This window comes from Haloterrigena alkaliphila (assembly GCF_017352155.2).
Classification (GTDB): domain Archaea; phylum Halobacteriota; class Halobacteria; order Halobacteriales; family Natrialbaceae; genus Haloterrigena; species Haloterrigena alkaliphila.
Genome location: NZ_CP071462.1, coordinates 3,175,334 through 3,193,649, shown reverse-complemented (window position 1 = coordinate 3,193,649; position 18,316 = coordinate 3,175,334). Strand labels below are relative to the sequence as shown.

Sequence of the window (18,316 nt, the reverse complement as noted above, 5' to 3'; positions counted from 1 at the left end):
CATCACACGTATCCCGTCCGACTGCCTAGGCCCAGTAACGTCCACACCGATTATGAGTATTACAGAACACGAACTCGAGATCAAACTCGAGGAGATCGAGGACCCGGACATCGGCGAGGACATCGTCTCGCTGGGACTGGTCAACGACGTTCGCATCGAGGACGGAACCGCCCGCATCGAACTGGCCCTGAACGCGCCGTACGCCCCCTCCGAGATGGAACTCGGCAATCGGATTCGCGAGGTCGTCGGCGAGGCCGGTCTCGAGGCGGACCTGCGAGCACACGTCGGCGAGGAACACGGCTTCGACGACGAGGTGCTCCCGCGAGTGCGCAACGTCATCGCCGTCTCCTCGGGGAAAGGCGGCGTCGGCAAGACGACCGTCGCCGCGAACATCGCGGCGGGACTCGAGAAGCGCGGGGCCATGGTCGGCCTGCTCGACGCCGACATTCACGGGCCGAACATCCCGCGCATCCTGCCGGTCGAGACCGAACCCGGCGTGACGCCCAACGAGGAGATCGTTCCGCCCCGCTCGGACGGCGTCCGGGTCATCAGTATGGGGATCATGATGGAGGAGGAAGACGATCCCGCCATTCTCCGGGGCCCGATGGTCAACAAGTTCATGCTGAAGTTCCTCGAGGGCGTCGAGTGGGGTCGGCTCGACTACCTCATCGTCGACCTCCCGCCGGGAACCGGCGACGCGACGCTGAACCTGCTGCAGTCGATGCCCGTCACGGGCGCCGTCGTCGTCACGACGCCCCAGGAGATGGCGCTGGACGACACCCGCAAGGGGATCCAGATGTTCAACAAGCACGACACGCCCGTGCTGGGCGTCGTCGAGAACATGAGTTCGTTCGTCTGTCCCTCCTGTGGCGACGAACACGGGCTGTTCGGCACCGGGGGCGCACAGACCATCGTCGACAAGTACGACGTCCCGCTGCTCGGCCGGATCCCGATCCACCCGGACTTCGGCGCGGAGGGCAGCGAGGGCGCGCTGGTCAAGGACGACTCGAGTCAGGTCCAGGAGACGGTCGAGGACCTCGTCGCGGAGGTCTCGGACCGCATCGGCGAGACGAACCGCCGGACGGTCGCCGAGAACGTCGACGGCGGCCCGGAGAACACGCTCCCGACCGAAACCGAAGACTAGCGCCGCCGGTCCGCGTCGGTACCGACTGCTTAGGTCGGTTCGTCGCTGACTTCCCAGTCGAGGGTCACCGTGATCTGCTGGCGTTCGCCGCCGAGCATCGGCGAGCGCTCCTGGACCTCGATTCCGTACTCTAATTCCGGCGCCGGCGTGAGCGTCAACACCTTGTTGCCGACCGTCACTTCGGCCTCTCCCTCGCTTCGAAGCTGGTGAGCGAGTTCCTGTATCAGGTCGGCCGCCTGTTCCCGTGACACCTCTTCCTCGTTGGCGGTCTTCTCTGCCATGGCCAAATAACCACCGAACGGACACTAATACGTTGGCCGCGAATCGGCAGGCAGGCCCACGGTATCGACCGCTCGAGCGAGGACCTCTCGAGACTCGTGGACGAGCACCTGCGCTCTCGAGGGTGGGTGGGCGCTGAGGTCACGCCCGCGGCGGATCCGGTTCGTCCGGAGACAGCGACCGGACGTACTTCGTCACGTGGTCGTCCAGTCGCCGTTTGTAGCCGTCCTGTCGGGCGAGGCGATCGAGTTCGCGGGCGACGAGGCTGCCGTACTGGACGGCCTTCTTCTCGCGGGTGACGATCTCGTCGGGGAGGTAGTCGGCGGCGACCCGCCGCAGCGCCCGCTTGCGCTCGTTTTCGTCGGCGAGCAGGTCGCCGGGCAGTCCGAGCGCCGCGTCGACGACGGCGTCGTGGAGCAGGGGGGCGACCGGCTCGAGACCGGTCGCCTCGATCGCGTGGACGTCCCGGGGAAGCTGGTCGGCCAGGGACGAAATCTGCTCGCGGACCGCCCCGCGGGTCGTCTCGGCGTCGACGCGGTGGTCGAGGCGGACGACCTTCTCGTAGCCGCCGAACAGTTCGTCGGCGCCCTGACCGACCGCCAGCGCGTCGAAGCCGTCGGCGGCGACGCGCTCGCCGACCAGGTACAGCGGCAGGGCGATCTGGACGTCCATCGCGTTCGTCCGGCCGGTCGCCTCGGCGACCCGGGGGACCGCTCGCTCGAGGTCCGCGGGCTCGAGCTCGACGACCGTGAGGTCGCGACCCATCGCCTCGGCGGCCGTCCGAGCGGCCTCGACGTCGTGGCTGTCGGGGAAGCCGACGACGTACAGCGGCGCGTCGAGCAGTTCGGCGACCAGCGCCGAGTCGACGCCGCCGGAGAAGGCGACGGCGACCTCCCGATCGGGGGCGAGCGCGTCGGCCGTTGCGGTCTCGACGGCGGCCGAGACGGCCTCGAGCGCGGCGTCGCGGTCGGACTCGGGTTCGGGGTCGGGGAGGGGCCAGCGGCGTTCCGGCTTTCCGGCGAGATCCGTCGGATCGAATACGGAGCCGGCCGGCAGGAGTTCGGGGGACTCGAGGGACGCGGGTTCGAACGCCCACTCGCGGCCCTCCTCGGGGTTGGTGGCGGCGGTGGCGTTGGTGGCGGCGTCGGCGTCGTCGGTAGCATTGTCGGCATCGCCGTCGGTCGCCGTCTCGAGGTACAGCGGCTGCCGGCCGAACGCGTCGCGGACGAGCAGGCCGTCCAGTGCCCCCGCAAATCCGGTCGTGCCGGGGAGCGGATCGCCCGTCTCGAGAGCCTCGCGGACGGTCTCGGGGGTGGCGCCGCGCAGCGTCATCGGAACAAGCCGAGCATGGAGTTCCTGACTCGGCGGGTGACGCCGCCGGCGGCCTGCCGGAAGCTGATCCGCCACGGCGTCCGCTTGCCCTCGACGGAGGTCCGGCCCTCGCGGATCGCCTCGAGGATGGCGTCGGCCGATCGCTCGTCGGCGTCGACGCGGGTGACCGCCTGGCCGACCATTTCGCTGATGTGGGCGTCGCTGCCGGCGGTCATCGGCAGGTCGCGGGCGCGGGCGAAGCGCTCGGCCTGTCGGTTGGCGCGGCCGGTCAGCAGCCGAGAGTTGTAGACCTCGATCGCGTCGCCACGGGCGAGTTGGTCGCGGGTGATGCGGGCCATCACGCCGTGGCGCGACTCCTGGAACGGGTGGGGGATCACGGCGAGGCCGCCCTGGTCCCAGATGGTCTCGAGGGTCGATTCGAAGGAGAGCCCGGGCGGCACGGCTTCCTCGAGGCCGAAGCCCAGCACGTGGCCGGCCTTGCTCGAGATTTCCATGGCCGGAATCCCGATCAGGCCGTAATCGGCGGCGAGTTCGGCGGCCTCGAGACTGGCGTCGATCTCGTCGTGGTCGGTCACGGCGATCGCGTCCAACCCGACGGCGTCGGCCTGTTCGAGGATGAGTTCGATCGGGTCGCGGCCGTCGTAGGACAGCGACGAGTGAGCGTGGAGTTCAACCGACAGCACGGGTATGTCTCACGCTTGGAGTGGCGCTATCAAAAACACCTCGGTCCGAGCGAAGCGAGGTGCGAACGGAGTGAGCACCTCGAGATGCGAACGGTGAACGAAGTGAACCGTGAGCGATCGCGAGGACAGTGGACGATAGCGCGCGTAGGGTGAGTAGCCTCCGGTAGCCAACCGGTTGGAGAAGGAATGGCAGTTCCTCGTCGTCAGAAGCGACAGCACCCTTCTTTCGTTTCGTCCGCTCAAGTGGACCCGTCGATACACAGCAGTACGCTCACGAATTGAAGGGCTACTCGACGATGATGGGCGTGAAAACGAGCGTTCTGCGACCGTGGCAACGGTGAGTTCCACGTCCTCCCCAGCCGATTCGCTCTCTCGTTACACTCGTTCACTCATCCACTGTCAGAGCAAGCTCTGACAAGCCTTCGCTCGTATAACTCGCGAAGACCTCGCGCAGCTTCGACCTGCGCCTCACTTTCGTTCGGCACAGGTCGGCGCGCGCCACCGCACGACGAACGGCTGGGAAGGGAACCGGCGCTTCGAGAGACACGAGAAAATCAGCGATACCAGCGCGTAATCAGTCGTCGGTGTCCAGTTCGACGAGCTCGAGCGAGCGATCGAGGTGACAGACCTCGTGGGGCGGCTCGCCGACGATTTCGCGGATGCGATACTCCGCGTCGAGGTCGGCGCCGTCGGGGTCGCAGTACTCGTGGCTCGGACACTCGACGTAGGGGCAGGGGCCGGCGAGGCTCGCCTTGCTGCCGGCGAAGGCGCCCTTGGACGGGATGTTCGCGCGGACGGCGGCCGGTTCGACCTCGACGGCGCGGACGCCGCCGTCGTGCATGGCGCACTCGAGCGTCTGGGCGTTCTCCCGGACGGACGTGATGCGGTACTTCGTGTCGGGCTCGAGATTGAGACACTGACTCCGGTAGGGACAGCCGGCGCAGGCGTCGGCCTCGCCCTGGTAGACGAACTCGGTCCCCGGATCGGCGAGCCGGGTGCCGACGAGCGTGACGGTAGACATACCGGTGCGTAGTCGCCGGCCCCGGTTAAGGCTCACGCGTGGCGATCGGACGACGCCGTCTCGTCCCGACCGGTCAGTTCGTCCAGTCGCTCGAAGTACGTCTCGCGAGGGACCTGGTAGAGCCCCCGGTAGTCGATCTCGCCGTCGTCGAACGCCCGCGCGAGGGCGGCGACCCGCTCGAGCGCCTCCACCCGCGTCGCGAACCGTTCGGTATCGGCCGAGACGTCCGGCTCGAGGTAGAGGGAGACGTACCAGTCGTCGTCATCGGTCCGATTGCCGGGATTAGTGCCGGGACGACGCGTCCGTTTGCCGTGCGTTAGGTAGAGGGTGGGCAGACAGGCCGCCGAGAACGCGTCGGCGTCGAAGACGTCCGGCCGGTAAGCGAGGACGAGTCGTCCGTCCTCGCCCCGGTTCCAGACGGTCCAGTCGTCGGGGAGCGCCGGAAGCGCCGGGTCTGGATCGCCGTCGGCCGCCGGGTCGGTCATGGGCGCCGATAGGGACGGGGCTCGTAAAGCCTCGTCGTCACCGCTCGAGTCGGCCCCGGAACGCCATCCGTCGCGTCGCCGGGTCGACACGTCACGATGTCGCTCGAGCGCGCATGCGGCGCGCGCGACCGTCGCAGGCCAATGCTGGCCGGTGATTTATGCCCGGAATCGGTCAAGATGCGGTATGGCATCGAGTATCAGTCTACGATGATGGTAGTATTCGCCTGTAATAAAGTTCTGATAAATACCTTTTGGGGCCAAGGCTAAGTAGCTGGATTACTCACTCATTAAATACTATCGGTATCCGTTCGCCGGACCGATCCACTCCGCGTCCGTCCCCGGCGCACCGTTGCCCGAGTCCCCGACGAGACCGTCGCGCAACGGCGAGTGGTACGAGATCACACATGGCACGACAGATCGCCGCCCGCCGCAGTTCGGCACGTTCCGAGAGCACTCGCTCGCGGAGCGGTTCGGACGCCGGGACGCGGTGGCTGTCGGGTGACGCGGTTCGACGGATTCCGACGGTTCGGCCACGACGCCACGGCTGGTCGAACGACGTCCGCTCCACAGACGGTCCGTGTACCCAACGGACGATGCAGACGGGGGAGACCGCACCTGGCCAACTGGCAATGATACCATGACCGGTGACATCGAGACACTCGAGACGCTCAGCACGGATTACAAGGAATCGATGCCCGCAGACCTGCGGGAGACCAAGTCCTTCGACTGGTACTTAGAAGAGTGCTACGAGGACCCGAAGATCACCCGCAACGCCCACCAGCGGGTCGCGGACATGTTCGACTACTACGGGACGACCTACGACGAGACCGAAGGGGTTGTCGAGTACCTCCTCGCGAGCGAGGATCCGCTGAACGACGGCGAGAACACCTTCTACGGACGGGTGATCCACCAGTCGATCCACGAGTTCGTGAACAAGGTGAAGTCGGGCGCCCGCCGCCTCGGCCCCGAGCGGCGCATCAAGCTGCTGCTCGGCCCCGTCGGCTCCGGGAAGTCCCACTTCGACAAGCAGGTCCGCAAGTACTTCGAGGACTACACGCTCCGCGAGGAGGGCCGGATGTACACGTTCCGGTGGACCAACCTCTGTGACGTCGTCCAGGATCAGGACCCGGCCGACGACAGCGTCCGGTCCCCGATGAACCAGGACCCGCTCGTGCTCCTGCCCGTCGAGCAGCGCCAGCGCGTGATCGACGACCTAAACGAGAACCTCGACGCGCCCTACACCATTCAGAACGAGCAGGCGCTGGACCCCGAGAGCGAGTTCTACATGGACAAACTGCTCGCTCACTACGACGACGACCTCCAGCAGGTCCTGGAGAACCACGTCGAGATCATCCGGCTGGTCGCCGACGAGAACAAGCGCCAGGCCCTGGAGACGTTCGAGCCCAAGGACAAGAAGAACCAGGACGAGACCGAACTGACCGGCGACGTCAACTACTCGAAGATCGCGATCTACGGCGAGTCCGACCCGCGCGCGTTCGACTACTCGGGGGCGTTCTGTAACGCCAACCGCGGCGTCTTCTCCGGCGAGGAGCTCCTGAAACTCCAGCGAGAGTTCCTCTACGACTTCCTCCACGCGACCCAGGAGCAGACGATCAAGCCCAAGAACAACCCGCGGATCGACATCGACCAGGTGATCGTCGGCCGGACGAACATGCCCGAGTACAAGGACAAGAAGGGCGACGAGAAGATGGAGGCGTTCAACGACCGCACCAAGCGGATCGACTTCCCCTACGTCCTCTCCTACGAGGACGAGGCCAGCATCTACGAGAAGATGCTGACCAACGCCGACGTCCCCGACATCAACGTCGAGCCCCACACGCTCGAGATGGCGGGGCTGTTCGGCGTCCTGACGCGCATCGAAGAGCCCGACACCGAGACCGTCGACCTCCTCTCGAAGGCAAAAGCGTACAACGGCGAGATCGACGAGGGCGACGACATCGACACGAAGAAGCTCCGCGAAGAGGCCGCCGAGAAGGCCGAGATCGGCGAGGGCATGGTCGGGGTCTCGCCGCGCTTCATCGGCGACGAGATCGCCGAGGCGATCATGGACTCCAAGCACCGCCAGCGCGGGTTCCTCTCGCCGCTGACGGTGTTCAACTTCTTCGAGGAGAACCTGGAGCACCACGGCTCTATCCCGGAGGAGAACTTCGAGAAGTACTACCGCTACCTCGAGACGGTCCGCGAGGAGTACAAGGAGCGAGCCATCGAGGACGTCCGCCACGCGCTGGCCTACGACATCGACGAGATACAGCGCCAGGGCGAGAAGTACATGGACCACGTGATGGCCTACATCGACGACGACACCATCGAAGACGACCTCACGGGCCGCGAACAGGAGCCCGACGAGACGTTCCTGCGGAGCGTCGAGGAGAAACTCGACATCCCCGAGGACCGCAAGGAGGACTTCCGTCAGGAGGTCTCCAACTGGGTCTCCCGGCGCGCACGCGAGGGCGAAGCGTTCAACCCGCAGGACAACGAGCGCCTGCGCCGCGCCTTAGAGCGCAAACTCTGGGAGGACAAGAAGCACAACATCAACTTCTCCGCGCTGGTCAGCGCCAACGAGTTCGACGACGACGAGCGGTCGGCGTGGATCGACGCGCTGATGGAACAGGGCTACTCCGAGGCGGGCGCCAAGGAAGTGCTCGAGTTCGCCGGTGCGGAGGTCGCCAAGGCAGAGATGGACGACTAACATGACCGGCAACGACTACGTCACCGAGGCCGACCGCACGCTGGAGGAGACCTACGAGGAGCCGATGGGCCTCGCGGCGTACGTCGATCGGATCTTCGAGAACCCGACGATCGCGTCCCACGCCTCGAAGTACCTGCTCGAGGCGATCGAGGCCGCGGGCACCCGCACCGTAGTCGAGGAGGGCGAGGAGAAGGAGCGCTACCGGTTCTTCGACGACCCGCACAACGACGGCGAACACGCGATTCTGGGCAACACCGAGGTGCTCAACGGGTTCGTCGACGACCTCCGGTCGATCGCCGCGGGCCGGGCGAAAGACGAGAAGATCATCTGGTTCGAGGGGCCGACCGCGACGGGCAAGTCGGAACTCAAGCGCTGTCTGGTCAACGGGCTGCGCGAGTACTCCAAGACGCCCGAGGGCCGCCGGTACACGGTCGAGTGGAACGTCACGACGGCCGACTCCGGCGACCGCGGGCTGAGCTACGGCAGCGGCGACCCGACGGCGACGGACGATCAACACTGGTACGAGAGCCCCGTGCAGGCCCACCCGCTGTCGGTCTTCCCGCAGGAGGTTCGCGACGAGCTACTCGCGGACCTGAACGCCGAACTCGACGATCACGTCCCCGTGCAGGTCGACGCGGAACTCGATCCGTTCTCCCGCGAGGCCTACGAGTACCTCGAGGAGCGATACCGTCGGGAGGGCGAGGAGGAACTGTTCTCGGCGATCACCAACGGCGACCACCTCCGGGTGAAGAACTACGTCGTCGACGTCGGCCAGGGCGTCGGCGTCCTCCACTCGGAGGACGACGGGCCGCCGAAGGAGCGACTCGTCGGCTCCTGGATGCACGGCATGCTCCAGGAACTGGACTCGCGGGGGCGCAAGAACCCGCAGGCCTTCAGCTACGACGGCGTCCTCTCGCAGGGCAACGGCGTCCTCACCATCGTCGAGGACGCGGCCCAGCACGCCGACCTGCTCCAGAAACTGCTGAACGTCCCCGACGAGCAGTCCGTCAAGCTGGACAAGGGGATCGGGATGGACGTCGACACCCAGATGCTGATCATCTCGAACCCCGACCTCGAGGCCCAGCTCAACCAGCACTCGGATCGCAACGGCATGGACCCCCTGAAAGCGCTCAAGCGACGGCTCGACAAGCACCAGTTCGGCTACCTGACGAACCTCTCGCTCGAGTGCGAGCTGATCCGACGCGAACTGACCAACGAGACGGCCGTCTGGGAGGCCGAGAGCTACGACGAACTCGAGGACCGGATCCGCGAGGCGGTGACGGTGCTGGTCAAGGATCAGGACGGGGAGACCCGCGAGCGGGAGTTCGCCCCCCACGCCATCGAGGCGGCCGGACTGTACGCGGTCGTCACGCGACTCGACGAGGAGAACCTGCCAAACGGGCTCGACCTCGTCGACAAGGCCCTGATCTACGACCAGGGCTACCTGCAGGAGGGCGACAGTCGCCGCGAGAAGGAGGAGTTCGACTTCGACGGCGAGGCTCACGACGGCGAACACGGCGTGCCGGTCACCTACACGCGGGACACGCTCGCGGAACTCCTCCAGACCGACCGGGACCGCCACCACCCCGACCTGCCGGTCGAGAACGTCGTCATGCCCCGGGACGTGCTGAACGCGATGGCCGAGGGGATGGCCGAGGCGCCCGTCTTCTCGACGGGCGAACGCTCGGAGTTCGAGAACCGGATCGTGCCCGTGAAGAACTACCTCTTCGACCGCCAGGAGAGCGACGTCATCGAGGCGATCATGCACGACAAGCGCGTCGACGAGGAGACCGTCGCCGAGTACGTCGAACACGTCTACGCGTGGGAGACCGAGGAGCCGCTGTACAACGACCGCGGCGAGCGCGTCGAACCGGATCCGCTGAAGATGAAGCTGTTCGAGATCGAACACCTCGGCCGCTTCTCCGAGGCCGAGTACGAGGACAACCTCCCCCGCGAGAGCGTCCGCAACTTCCGCCGCGAGAAGGTGATTACCTCGCTGAACCGCCACGCCTGGGAGCACCGCGACGAGGACTTCTCGGTCGAGGACGTCGACCTCACCGCGATTCCGGTGATCAAGACCGTCCTCGAGAGCCACGACTGGGACGACGTCCAGCGGACCTTCGAGGACTTCGACCCGCGCCAGTGGGACGACCCGCCGAGCGGCACGGAGACGGCGGCGGTCAAGGAAGACACGATCGATACCATGGTCGATCTCTTCGGCTACTCGGCGGCGTCGGCCGAACTGACCAGCCGACACGTCATGGGACAGGTGAGCTACAGATGGGACTGAGAGACGACCTCGAACGATTCCGAGAAGTGGGCGAACAACGCCGCGAGGATTTGGCCGACTTCATCCAGTACGGCGATCTGAGCGGCGGCGGGAACGGCGACATCCAGATCCCGGTCAAGATCGTCTCGCTCCCGGAGTTCGAGTACGATCAGCGGGACAAGGGCGGCGTCGGCCAGGGGGAGGACGGCACGCCCCAGCCCGGCCAGCCGGTCGGCCAGCCCCAGCCCCAACCGGGTGACGACGACGGCGACGACGGCGAACCCGGCGAGGAGGGCGGCGACCACGAGTACTACGAGATGGACCCCGACGAGTTCGCCGAGGAACTCGACGAGGAACTCGGACTCGACCTCGATCCGAAGGGGAAGAAGGTCGTCGAGGAGAAGGAGGGACCCTTCACCGACCTCACCCGAACCGGCCCCAACAGCACGCTCGACTTCGAGCGGATGTTCAAGGAGGGGCTCAAGCGCAAGCTGGCGATGGACTTCGACGAGGAGTTCCTCCGCGAGTTGTGCAAGGTCGAGGGGATCACGCCCCGCGAGGTCTTCGAGTGGGCCCGCGGCGAGAGCCTGCCGGTCTCGATGGCCTGGATTCAGGAGGCCTACGGCGACGTTCCCGACGACGAGCGCGGGACGTGGGCCTCCATCGAGGAGGTCGAGGAAAACGTCGAGCGCGAGAGCGTCCAGCAGAAGATCCGCCGGGAGGGGATCGACCACGTCCCCTTCCGCCGGGAGGACGAGCGCTATCGCCATCCCGAGATCATCGAGGAGAAGGAGAAGAACGTCGTGGTCGTCAACATCCGCGACGTCTCCGGCTCGATGCGCGAGAAGAAGCGCGAACTCGTCGAGCGCACGTTCACCCCGCTGGACTGGTACCTGCAGGGCAAGTACGACAACGCCGAGTTCGTCTACATCGCCCACGACGCCGACGCCTGGGCGGTCGAGCGCGACGAGTTCTTCGGCATCCGCAGCGGCGGCGGGACGAAGATCTCGAGCGCCTACGACCTCGCGAACGAACTGCTCGAGGAGTACCCCTGGAGCGACTGGAATCGCTACGTCTTCGCGGCGGGCGACTCCGAGAACTCGAGCAACGACACGGAAGAGCGCGTCATCCCCATGATGGAGGAGATCGACGCCAACCTCCACGCCTACGTGGAGACCCAGCCCAGCGGCAACGCGATCAACGCCACCCACGCCGAGGAACTCGAGCGCCACTTCGGCACCGATTCCGACGACGTGGCGGTGGCCTACGTCAACAGCAAAGAGGACGTGACCGACGCGATCTACGAGATCCTCTCGACGGAGGGCGACGAGGATGAGTAACCTCGGTGGTTTTCATGAGTAAACGAAACTCCAACGCGGACCGATTCCGCAAACAGGCGATCGCCGGCGACCTCGAGGAACCGGTTTCGGAGGCCAGAAACCTGGCCGAGAAACTCGGCCTCGAGCCCTACCCGGTGAAGTACTGGATCATCGACTACGACGAGATGAACGAACTCATCGCCTACGGCGGGTTTCAGAGCCGATACCCCCACTGGCGGTGGGGGATGCAGTACGACCGCCAGCAGAAGCAGGGCCAGTACGGCGGCGGGAAGGCCTTCGAGATCGTCAACAACGACAATCCGGCCCACGCCTTCCTCCAGGAGTCGAACACGATCGCCGACCAGAAGGCGGTCATCACCCACGTCGAGGCCCACTCGGACTTCTTCGCGAACAACGAGTGGTTCGGCCTGTTCACCGGCGGGCGCGCCGACGAGGAACAGGTCAACGCCGCCGCGATGCTCGAGCGCCACGCGCGGGCGATCGACGAGTACATGTCCGATCCCGAGATCGACCGCGCGGCGGTCGAGAAGTGGATCGACCACTGCCTGAGCCTCGAGGACAACATCGACCAGCACCGGGTGTTCGAGCGCCGTCTCGACGTCGACGGCCCGCGCGACGACCTCGACGACGACATCGCCGAAAAGCTGGACGAACTCGGCCTCTCCGACGAAGTGAAAGGGGAGGTCTTCGACGAGGAGTGGCTCGAGAAACTCGAGGCCGAGGGCGAGGCCGTCACCTTCCCCGAGGAGCCCCAGAAGGACCTGCTCGCGTTCGTCCGCGAACACGGCAAGCAGTACGACGACGAGGCCGGCCGCGCGGTCGAGATGGCGGAGTGGCAACGCGACGTCCTCGACATGATGCGCGCGGAGGCGTACTACTTCGCCGCCCAGAAGATGACGAAGGTGATGAACGAGGGGTGGGCCGCCTACTGGGAGTCGGCGATGATGACCGACGAGGGGTTCGCCGGCGACGACGAGTTCCTCAACTACGCCGACCACATGGCGAAGGTGCTCGCCTCCGGAGGGCTCAACCCCTACAGCCTCGGCATGGAGCTCTGGGAGTACGTCGAGAACCGGACCAACCGCCGCGAGGTCCTCGAGCAACTGCTGCGCGTCGAGGGAATCTCCTGGCGCAACCTGATGGACGTCGTCGACTTCGAGTCGGTGCTCGAGACGCTCGCGCCGCCGGACCCGATCGCGACGATCACGCCTGAGACGCTCGAGGCGCTCGAGGAGGTGCCCGAGGAGTACGTCGACCGCGAGGCGCTCGAAGCCGCCCGCGAGGGCGAAATCGACGTCGAGAAATATCCGTGGAAAGTGCTGACCACCGAGGGGCTGGCGCGCCGGCACTACTCGCTGGTCAAGCGCCAGCACCGCGGGTTCCTGACCCGGGTGAGTCAGAACGACCTCGAGCAGATCGGTCGCTACCTCTTCGACGACGCGCGCTACGAGAGCGTCGAGGAGGCGCTGGTGGACGTCGACTTCACGGCGGGCTGGGATCGGATGTACGACATCCGCGAGAGCCACAACGACGTGACCTTCCTCGACGAGTTCCTCACCCAGGAGTTCATCACCGAGAACAACTACTTCACCTACGAACACTCGCAGGCGACCGGACAGTTCCACGTCGCCAGCGACGCCGCCGAGGACGTCAAGAAGAAGTTGCTGTTGCAGTTCACCAACTTCGGGAAACCGACGATCGCGGTCTACGACGGCAACTACAACAACGCCAACGAACTCCTGCTGGGCCACCAGTACAACGGCGTCATGCTCGACCTCGGGCAAGCCCGGGAGACGCTCAAGCGGATCTTCGAACTCTGGGGCCGGCCGGTGAACCTGCTGACGATCGTCAAGGAGATCGACGACCACGACATCGAGGTCGCGAAGCGGCGCAACCGCGAGCCGGAACCCGAGGAGCGCGGAAAGCTGATCCGGTACGACGGCGACCAGGTAACCGTCGAGGACGTCCCCTGGGAGGAGGTCGACCACCTCGCGGCCGACGACGTCGACTACGACACGAAACCCGACGAGTGGCTCGCCTGATACCGTTTTTCACTTCCGTTCCGCTTGCCTCCCCACTCGCAACGCTTTTGGTCGATCGCGCGTGCTCGTGATACTATGAATAGGGAAGGGGGCGACGCGGTCGGACAGCAACGCCCGGACGCTGCGTTCGACCTGCCGTCCGTCCTCGCACGACTCGACACGCGCGAGCCGGCCGAACAGCGGGCCGCCGTGGCAGCGATTCACGACGCCCTGACTGACCGCCCCGAGGCCTGTCTGCCGGCCGTTCCGAAACTGCGGGACCTCCTCGCACAGCCCGAGATCGACTTCCGCGAGAGGGTCGGCTACTGTCTGGCCGAACTCGCGACCGTCTCGCCGTCCGACGTCGCGCCGTCGACCGACGGGATCGTCTCCGTTATCGTCGACGACCCGGCGGCACCGGCGACGGACGAACTGCTCCGCTGTCTCGAGACGATCGCCGCCGAGCGACCGAGCGCGGTCGCCGACCACGTCGGTGCGATCGCGACCGTACTCGACAGCCGGCCGAGCCACGACCGGCGTGGCGTTCGCGTGCTCCGTGACATCGCGACGGACCGACCGGAGGCGATCGAACCGGCGGCGTCGGTACTCGTCGCGGCGCTCGAGTCCGACGATCCGGCGATTCGGGCCGACGCCTGCACCGCGCTCGGCCACGCGCGTCTCGAGGCGGCCGCCGATCGACTAGAGGGGCTGGCCCACCGAGATCCGGAGCCGACCGTCCGCGAACGGGCCGACTGGGCGCTCGGGCGCCTGCAGTGAGCGAGCGCACGGGGTCCCGCTGTCCTCGTGACCGTAACGTAGTGGTAGCTGGTCGGCGTCTGGTCGGGTATGAGCCAGTCGGCGTTCACGATCGAGACGGACGCCCGGCTGACGACCGTCGACGTAACCGACCGAATCGCCGCTGCGGTTCCCGACGACCTCGAGTCGGGGACGGCGACGGCGTCCTGCTGAGCCTGCGAAGCAGGGCTCGTCGAGCCGTTCTCGACGGTGTTCGTCGAACACACGACGGCCGGTCTGATCGTCCAGGAGAACGAATCCCGGTTGCGCGGCGATCTCGAGTCGTTCCTGCGCGATCTTGTCCCCGACGAGGGCCACGTCCACGACCAGTTAGATGACAATGCGGACTCGCACCTCCGGGCGACGCTGCTCGGGCCGGACGTGACGGTTCCCGTCGCCGACGGCGAACTCGCGCTCGGGACGTGGCAGTCGGTGTTTTGCGGTTACACCGCAAAGCGCGTTGAGCTTCGCTCAACGCTGCTGTTCGTCGAGTGCGACGGCCCGCGCACGCGGACGGTGAGCGTCACGACCGTCGGCGAGTGAGGAACGGCTCAGATCCGGATCGGCCGATCGGCCGAGACCGCGTCGACGCCTCGCAACTCGAGGAGCTCCGCCGTCGCGCGTCGCTCGAGCGGCTACGCGTGGACCTCGAGGCCGACGGATTTCGCCCGAGGGACCAGCCGCGTCGTCAGGCAGCGCGCGTAGTTCCCGCCGACGACGTCGCAGCCGAGTTCGACGGCGGTCGTCACCGGCGTCTCGAGGTGGCGGCTGATCAGCAGCCCCGTCGGCTGATCGGGGTCGAGCTCACGGATCGCTCGCAGTTCGGACACCAGAAAAGAAGTCGTGACCACACGGTTCGGAACGCCCGCGAGCGCGTCGAGGACGTCCGCCGCGATTCCGCGGGTTTTCAGTTCGAGGTTCACCTCGACCGTCGGCGGGAGCGCCTCGAGTGCTGCCTCGAGCGTCGGGATCCGTTCGCCGGAGTCGAGGACGGTGTAGCGCTGGAGTTCCGCGAGCATCCTGTCGGCGACGGCACCCGTACCGCCGGTCACCCGGTCGAGCGTCTCGTCGTGGACGGCGACGAGTTCGCCCGACCCGCAGCGCCGGACGTCGAACTCGACGGCGTCGGCGACCGCCGCGGCCGATCGGATCGCCGCGATCGTGTTCTCGGGGGCCGTAGCGGCGAATCCGCGGTGGGCGATCAGGCGCATTCGACGATACCGAGGGCCTCGACCGGCTTGAGTGGACCGCACGCGGGCACCGTCGGCCGCTCCATCGAGACGTTCGCGGAACAGTATCGAATTCCGGACCCTCCAATGTCCCGCCGCAGGCGGCCGGTTTTCGCTCGGCGATGTCCGCCACTCCCAAATATTTTAGTAAGTATCGTTATGCGGTTCGCTTAGCTATACGTTATCGATCACAGTTTCGAATGCATTCCAGAGATGGCCGGTCGGTCGACGGCTGGTGGTGACCGATTCGTGACCGAACGCGCCGAGGGTCCGGTGGAGATACTCCTGGTCGAAGACAACCCGGGTGACGTGCGACTCACCCAGGAGGCGTTCAAGGAACTCCCGACCGAGACGCGGATCAGCGTCGCCACCGACGGCGACGAGGCGCTGGAGGCGCTCTCGGAGCGCCGAGAGCGCGGCGAGCGCCTGCCGGATCTCGTCCTCCTCGATCTGAACCTGCCGCGGTTAAGCGGCCTCGAGTTCCTCGAGGCGATCAAGGAGCGACCGGCGCTCGCACGGACCCCCGTGCTCATCCTCACGAGTTCGGAGGCCACCGAGGACGTCCTCGAGAGCTACGAACTCGCCGCCAACGCCTACCTCACCAAGCCGACCGACCCCGACGAGTACGCGGCGATGGTCGAATCGGTCGCGGACTTCTGGTTCCAGCGAGTCGCCTTGCCCCCGATGCCGTCGTGACGGCACCGATCGCGCCCGATTCGAACCGTTCTCCGGGAAACACCTAGCTATTACTGTCAGGACAGCCACACGGTAGCGTATGTCACCGACGACCGAGTACGCGGTCGACTTCGACGGTACCGTCGCCGTGATCACCGGCGCCAGCGGGGCGCTCGGCAGCGCCGCCGTCGAGCGATTCAGGGACGCGGGCGCGACGGTCTGTGCCGTCGACGTCGTCGCGCCGGACGACGAGGACAGTCTGCTCGAACCCGACTCCGAGACTCACTTCTACGAGGCCGATCTGACCGACGAGGGCGACGTGGAGCGGCTGGTTTCGGCTATCGTCGACGATCACGGGCGGCTCGACCACCTGCTGAATATCGCCGGGACGTGGCGCGGCGGCGATCCGATCCAAGAGACCGACCTTGAGGAGTTCGAGATGCTCGTCGACGTCAACCTCAGGACGGCGTTTCTGGCCTCGAAACACGCGTTACCCCACTTGCAGGAGAGCGAGGGCTCGATCGTGAGCGTGAGCGCGCGCTCGTCGCTCGAGGGCGGCGAGGGCGACGGCCCCTACCGGATCGCGAAGGCCGGCATTCGGCTACTGACCGAGACGGTGGCCGAGGAGAACCTGGGAACCGTGCGGGCCAACTGCGTGATGCCGAGCGTGATCGACACGCCGATGAACCGCGAGCTGATGCCCGACGCGGATCACGAGACGTGGGTCGATCCGGCCGAGATCGCCGACGTGATGGCCGTCCTCTGTAGCGACGCCACGGCGGTGACCAGCGGCGCGGCCGTGCCAGTCTACGGCGAGGCCTGACAGTTACTCGTCGAACGTCGAAAAATAGGAACGGCGTTCGAATCCTAGAGGTTCGCGTTCAGCCAGTCGGCGAAGCCGCCGGTCAGGAATCCGAAGTAGTCCCACGCGTTCAGCGCGACCAGAACGATCAGTGCGAGGACGACCGGAATCCGGATGAACCAGAGCCACGCGACGCCCAGCGATCCGACGTCCTTGATCCCCTTGCTGACCTCCTCGATCGCGAGATCCGGGATGATCCACCCGACGAAGATCGACAGCAGTAGGCCACCGAGCATGAGCAAGATGCTGTTCGCGAAGCCGTCGTAGAGATCGATGAAGATGAGGTCGAGGGCGGCCGGAACCCCGACGACGAACATGGCGACGCCCAGCGCGACCGTCGCGGGAACGCGGCCGACGCCGCGCTCATCGATCATGTAGGAGACGACGACTTCCATGATACTGATCGCGCTCGAGAGCGCTGCGATGGCGACGGTACCGAAGAAGATCGCGCCGAGGATACCGCCGAGCGGTAGTTCGGCGAACGCCGCGGCGAGACTCACGAAGATCAGCGCCGGACCGGACGCACCGGGCTCGATCCCCGCAGCGAACAGGATCGGGAACGCGATGAGCCCGGCGAGGAAGGCGATGAAGGTGTCGAGACCGGCGATGATGCCTGCGTCCTCCGCGAGGTTCCGATCCTCACCGAGGTAGGAGGCGTACGTGATCATCACGCCCATCCCGAGCGACAGCGTGAAGAACGCCTGTGCGGCGGCCGCCGGAAGGATCGTCGTCCACTGAGACGTAATCGTACTGAGTTCCGGCGAGAGGTAGTACGCGTAGGCGTCACCGGCGCCCTCGAGCGTGAACGCGTAGACGGCGAGTCCGATCGAGATGGCGATGATGGCCGGAACCATCACCTTGACCGAGAGTTCGATCCCCCGCTCGATGCCGAGGGCGACGATCGCGATGACCGCCGCCATGAAGATCGCGTGCAGGAGGACGGCGTCGAGACCGGTCGCGACCTCGCCGAACTGTGCGGGCGCGCCGTCGGCGGTGTATTGACCCTGCAATCCAAGGAGAACGTAGCGGAGCGTCCAGCCTGCGACGACGCTGTAGTAGGAGAGGATGACGAAGCCGGCGGTGACGAAGACCCAGCCGATTTTCGTCCACGCGCCGCTGCCGAGTCGTTTCAGTGCACCCACGGGATTCCGTTCCGTGTTTCGACCGACGACGAACTCGACGAGAATGACCGGGAAACCGATCATGACGATCAACAGGAGATAGATGAAGAGGAACGCCGCTCCCCCTTGCTCCCCAACTTGATACGGAAACCGCCAGATGTTTCCTAATCCGACTGCGCTCCCGACTGCAGCCAGAATGAAGCCTGCTCTCGTTGCCCATGTTTCGCGTTGTACCATGCCGATTGGATTGATAGAGCCACCACATATAACTTTTCGTGATTTCTCTAGATGATGCCTGTGGCCCGAGACCGGTCGAGACTCCCGTTTTAGATCGAATATGATGTGGATAA

The 18,316-nt window shown here is 66.0% G+C and carries 14 protein-coding genes and 2 pseudogenes; 9 read left to right on the top strand and 7 right to left on the bottom strand.

Features of this window, described 5'->3' with window-relative positions; genetic code table 11:
* Positions 1-52 precede the first annotated feature (52 nt).
* Positions 53-1,144 carry an Mrp/NBP35 family ATP-binding protein gene (locus tag J0X25_RS34425; RefSeq protein WP_207288393.1) on the top strand — a complete coding sequence of 364 codons (1,092 nt, stop codon included), beginning with the start codon at positions 53-55 and terminating at the stop codon, positions 1,142-1,144.
* Between the two features lie 29 nt (positions 1,145-1,173).
* Here J0X25_RS34425 and J0X25_RS34420 read toward each other — a convergent pair whose 3' ends face one another.
* From J0X25_RS34420 to J0X25_RS34400, 5 genes are all read right to left on the bottom strand, one after another.
* Positions 1,174-1,425, bottom strand: a complete 252-nt coding sequence (locus J0X25_RS34420) for an amphi-Trp domain-containing protein (protein WP_207288392.1) — start codon at positions 1,423-1,425, stop codon at positions 1,174-1,176.
* A gap of 139 nt (positions 1,426-1,564) precedes the next feature.
* On the bottom strand, positions 1,565-2,755 hold the full coding sequence (locus J0X25_RS34415) for an asparagine synthase C-terminal domain-containing protein (protein WP_207288391.1): 1,191 nt from the start codon (positions 2,753-2,755) through the stop codon (positions 1,565-1,567).
* Positions 2,752-3,438, bottom strand: coding sequence for a PHP domain-containing protein (locus J0X25_RS34410; protein ID WP_207288390.1), 687 nt, complete (start codon positions 3,436-3,438; stop codon positions 2,752-2,754). The genes J0X25_RS34415 and J0X25_RS34410 overlap by 4 nt, the downstream gene beginning before the upstream one ends.
* A gap of 574 nt (positions 3,439-4,012) precedes the next feature.
* On the bottom strand, positions 4,013-4,459 hold the full coding sequence (locus J0X25_RS34405; RefSeq protein WP_207288389.1) for a UPF0179 family protein: 447 nt from the start codon (positions 4,457-4,459) through the stop codon (positions 4,013-4,015).
* Between the two features lie 32 nt (positions 4,460-4,491).
* Positions 4,492-4,944 carry a DUF5820 family protein gene (locus tag J0X25_RS34400; RefSeq protein ID WP_207288388.1) on the bottom strand — a complete coding sequence of 151 codons (453 nt, stop codon included), beginning with the start codon at positions 4,942-4,944 and terminating at the stop codon, positions 4,492-4,494.
* A gap of 637 nt (positions 4,945-5,581) precedes the next feature.
* Here J0X25_RS34400 and J0X25_RS34395 point away from each other — a divergent pair.
* The 6 genes and pseudogenes from J0X25_RS34395 (at position 5,582) to J0X25_RS34370 (ending at position 14,622) form a co-directional block, all read left to right on the top strand.
* On the top strand, positions 5,582-7,654 hold the full coding sequence (locus tag J0X25_RS34395) for a PrkA family serine protein kinase (RefSeq protein ID WP_207288387.1): 2,073 nt from the start codon (positions 5,582-5,584) through the stop codon (positions 7,652-7,654).
* 1 nt (position 7,655) lies between these two features.
* A complete protein-coding gene (locus tag J0X25_RS34390) occupies positions 7,656-9,944 on the top strand; it encodes a PrkA family serine protein kinase (protein WP_207288386.1) in 2,289 nt (762 codons plus the stop codon).
* Entirely contained in the window at positions 9,935-11,263 is a 1,329-nt protein-coding gene (locus J0X25_RS34385; RefSeq protein WP_207288385.1) for a YeaH/YhbH family protein, read from the top strand. Before J0X25_RS34390 ends, J0X25_RS34385 begins: the two co-directional genes overlap by 10 nt.
* 14 nt (positions 11,264-11,277) lie before the next feature.
* Complete coding sequence (locus tag J0X25_RS34380) at positions 11,278-13,305, top strand: SpoVR family protein (protein ID WP_207288384.1); 2,028 nt, start codon at positions 11,278-11,280, stop codon at positions 13,303-13,305.
* Between the two features lie 75 nt (positions 13,306-13,380).
* The gene (locus J0X25_RS34375; protein ID WP_207288383.1) at positions 13,381-14,061 is read left to right on the top strand and encodes a HEAT repeat domain-containing protein; all 681 of its coding nucleotides are present in this window, start codon (positions 13,381-13,383) and stop codon (positions 14,059-14,061) included.
* Positions 14,062-14,130: 69 nt separating this feature from the next.
* Positions 14,131-14,622, top strand: a pseudogene (locus J0X25_RS34370) (secondary thiamine-phosphate synthase enzyme YjbQ).
* Between the two features lie 8 nt (positions 14,623-14,630).
* On the opposite strand, the pseudogene J0X25_RS34365 reads toward J0X25_RS34370, so the two are convergent.
* Positions 14,631-15,290: pseudogene (locus tag J0X25_RS34365) on the bottom strand (glycerophosphodiester phosphodiesterase).
* 267 nt (positions 15,291-15,557) lie between these two features.
* On the opposite strand from J0X25_RS34365, the gene J0X25_RS34360 reads away from it, so the two are divergent.
* On the top strand, positions 15,558-16,004 hold the full coding sequence (locus J0X25_RS34360; protein ID WP_207288382.1) for a response regulator: 447 nt from the start codon (positions 15,558-15,560) through the stop codon (positions 16,002-16,004).
* A 79-nt stretch (positions 16,005-16,083) separates the two neighbouring features.
* The gene (locus J0X25_RS34355; protein WP_207288381.1) at positions 16,084-16,806 is read left to right on the top strand and encodes an SDR family oxidoreductase; all 723 of its coding nucleotides are present in this window, start codon (positions 16,084-16,086) and stop codon (positions 16,804-16,806) included.
* Positions 16,807-16,850: 44 nt separating this feature from the next.
* Here J0X25_RS34355 and J0X25_RS34350 read toward each other — a convergent pair whose 3' ends face one another.
* Positions 16,851-18,203 carry a sodium-dependent transporter gene (locus J0X25_RS34350; protein ID WP_207288380.1) on the bottom strand — a complete coding sequence of 451 codons (1,353 nt, stop codon included), beginning with the start codon at positions 18,201-18,203 and terminating at the stop codon, positions 16,851-16,853.
* Positions 18,204-18,316: the final 113 nt, after the last annotated feature.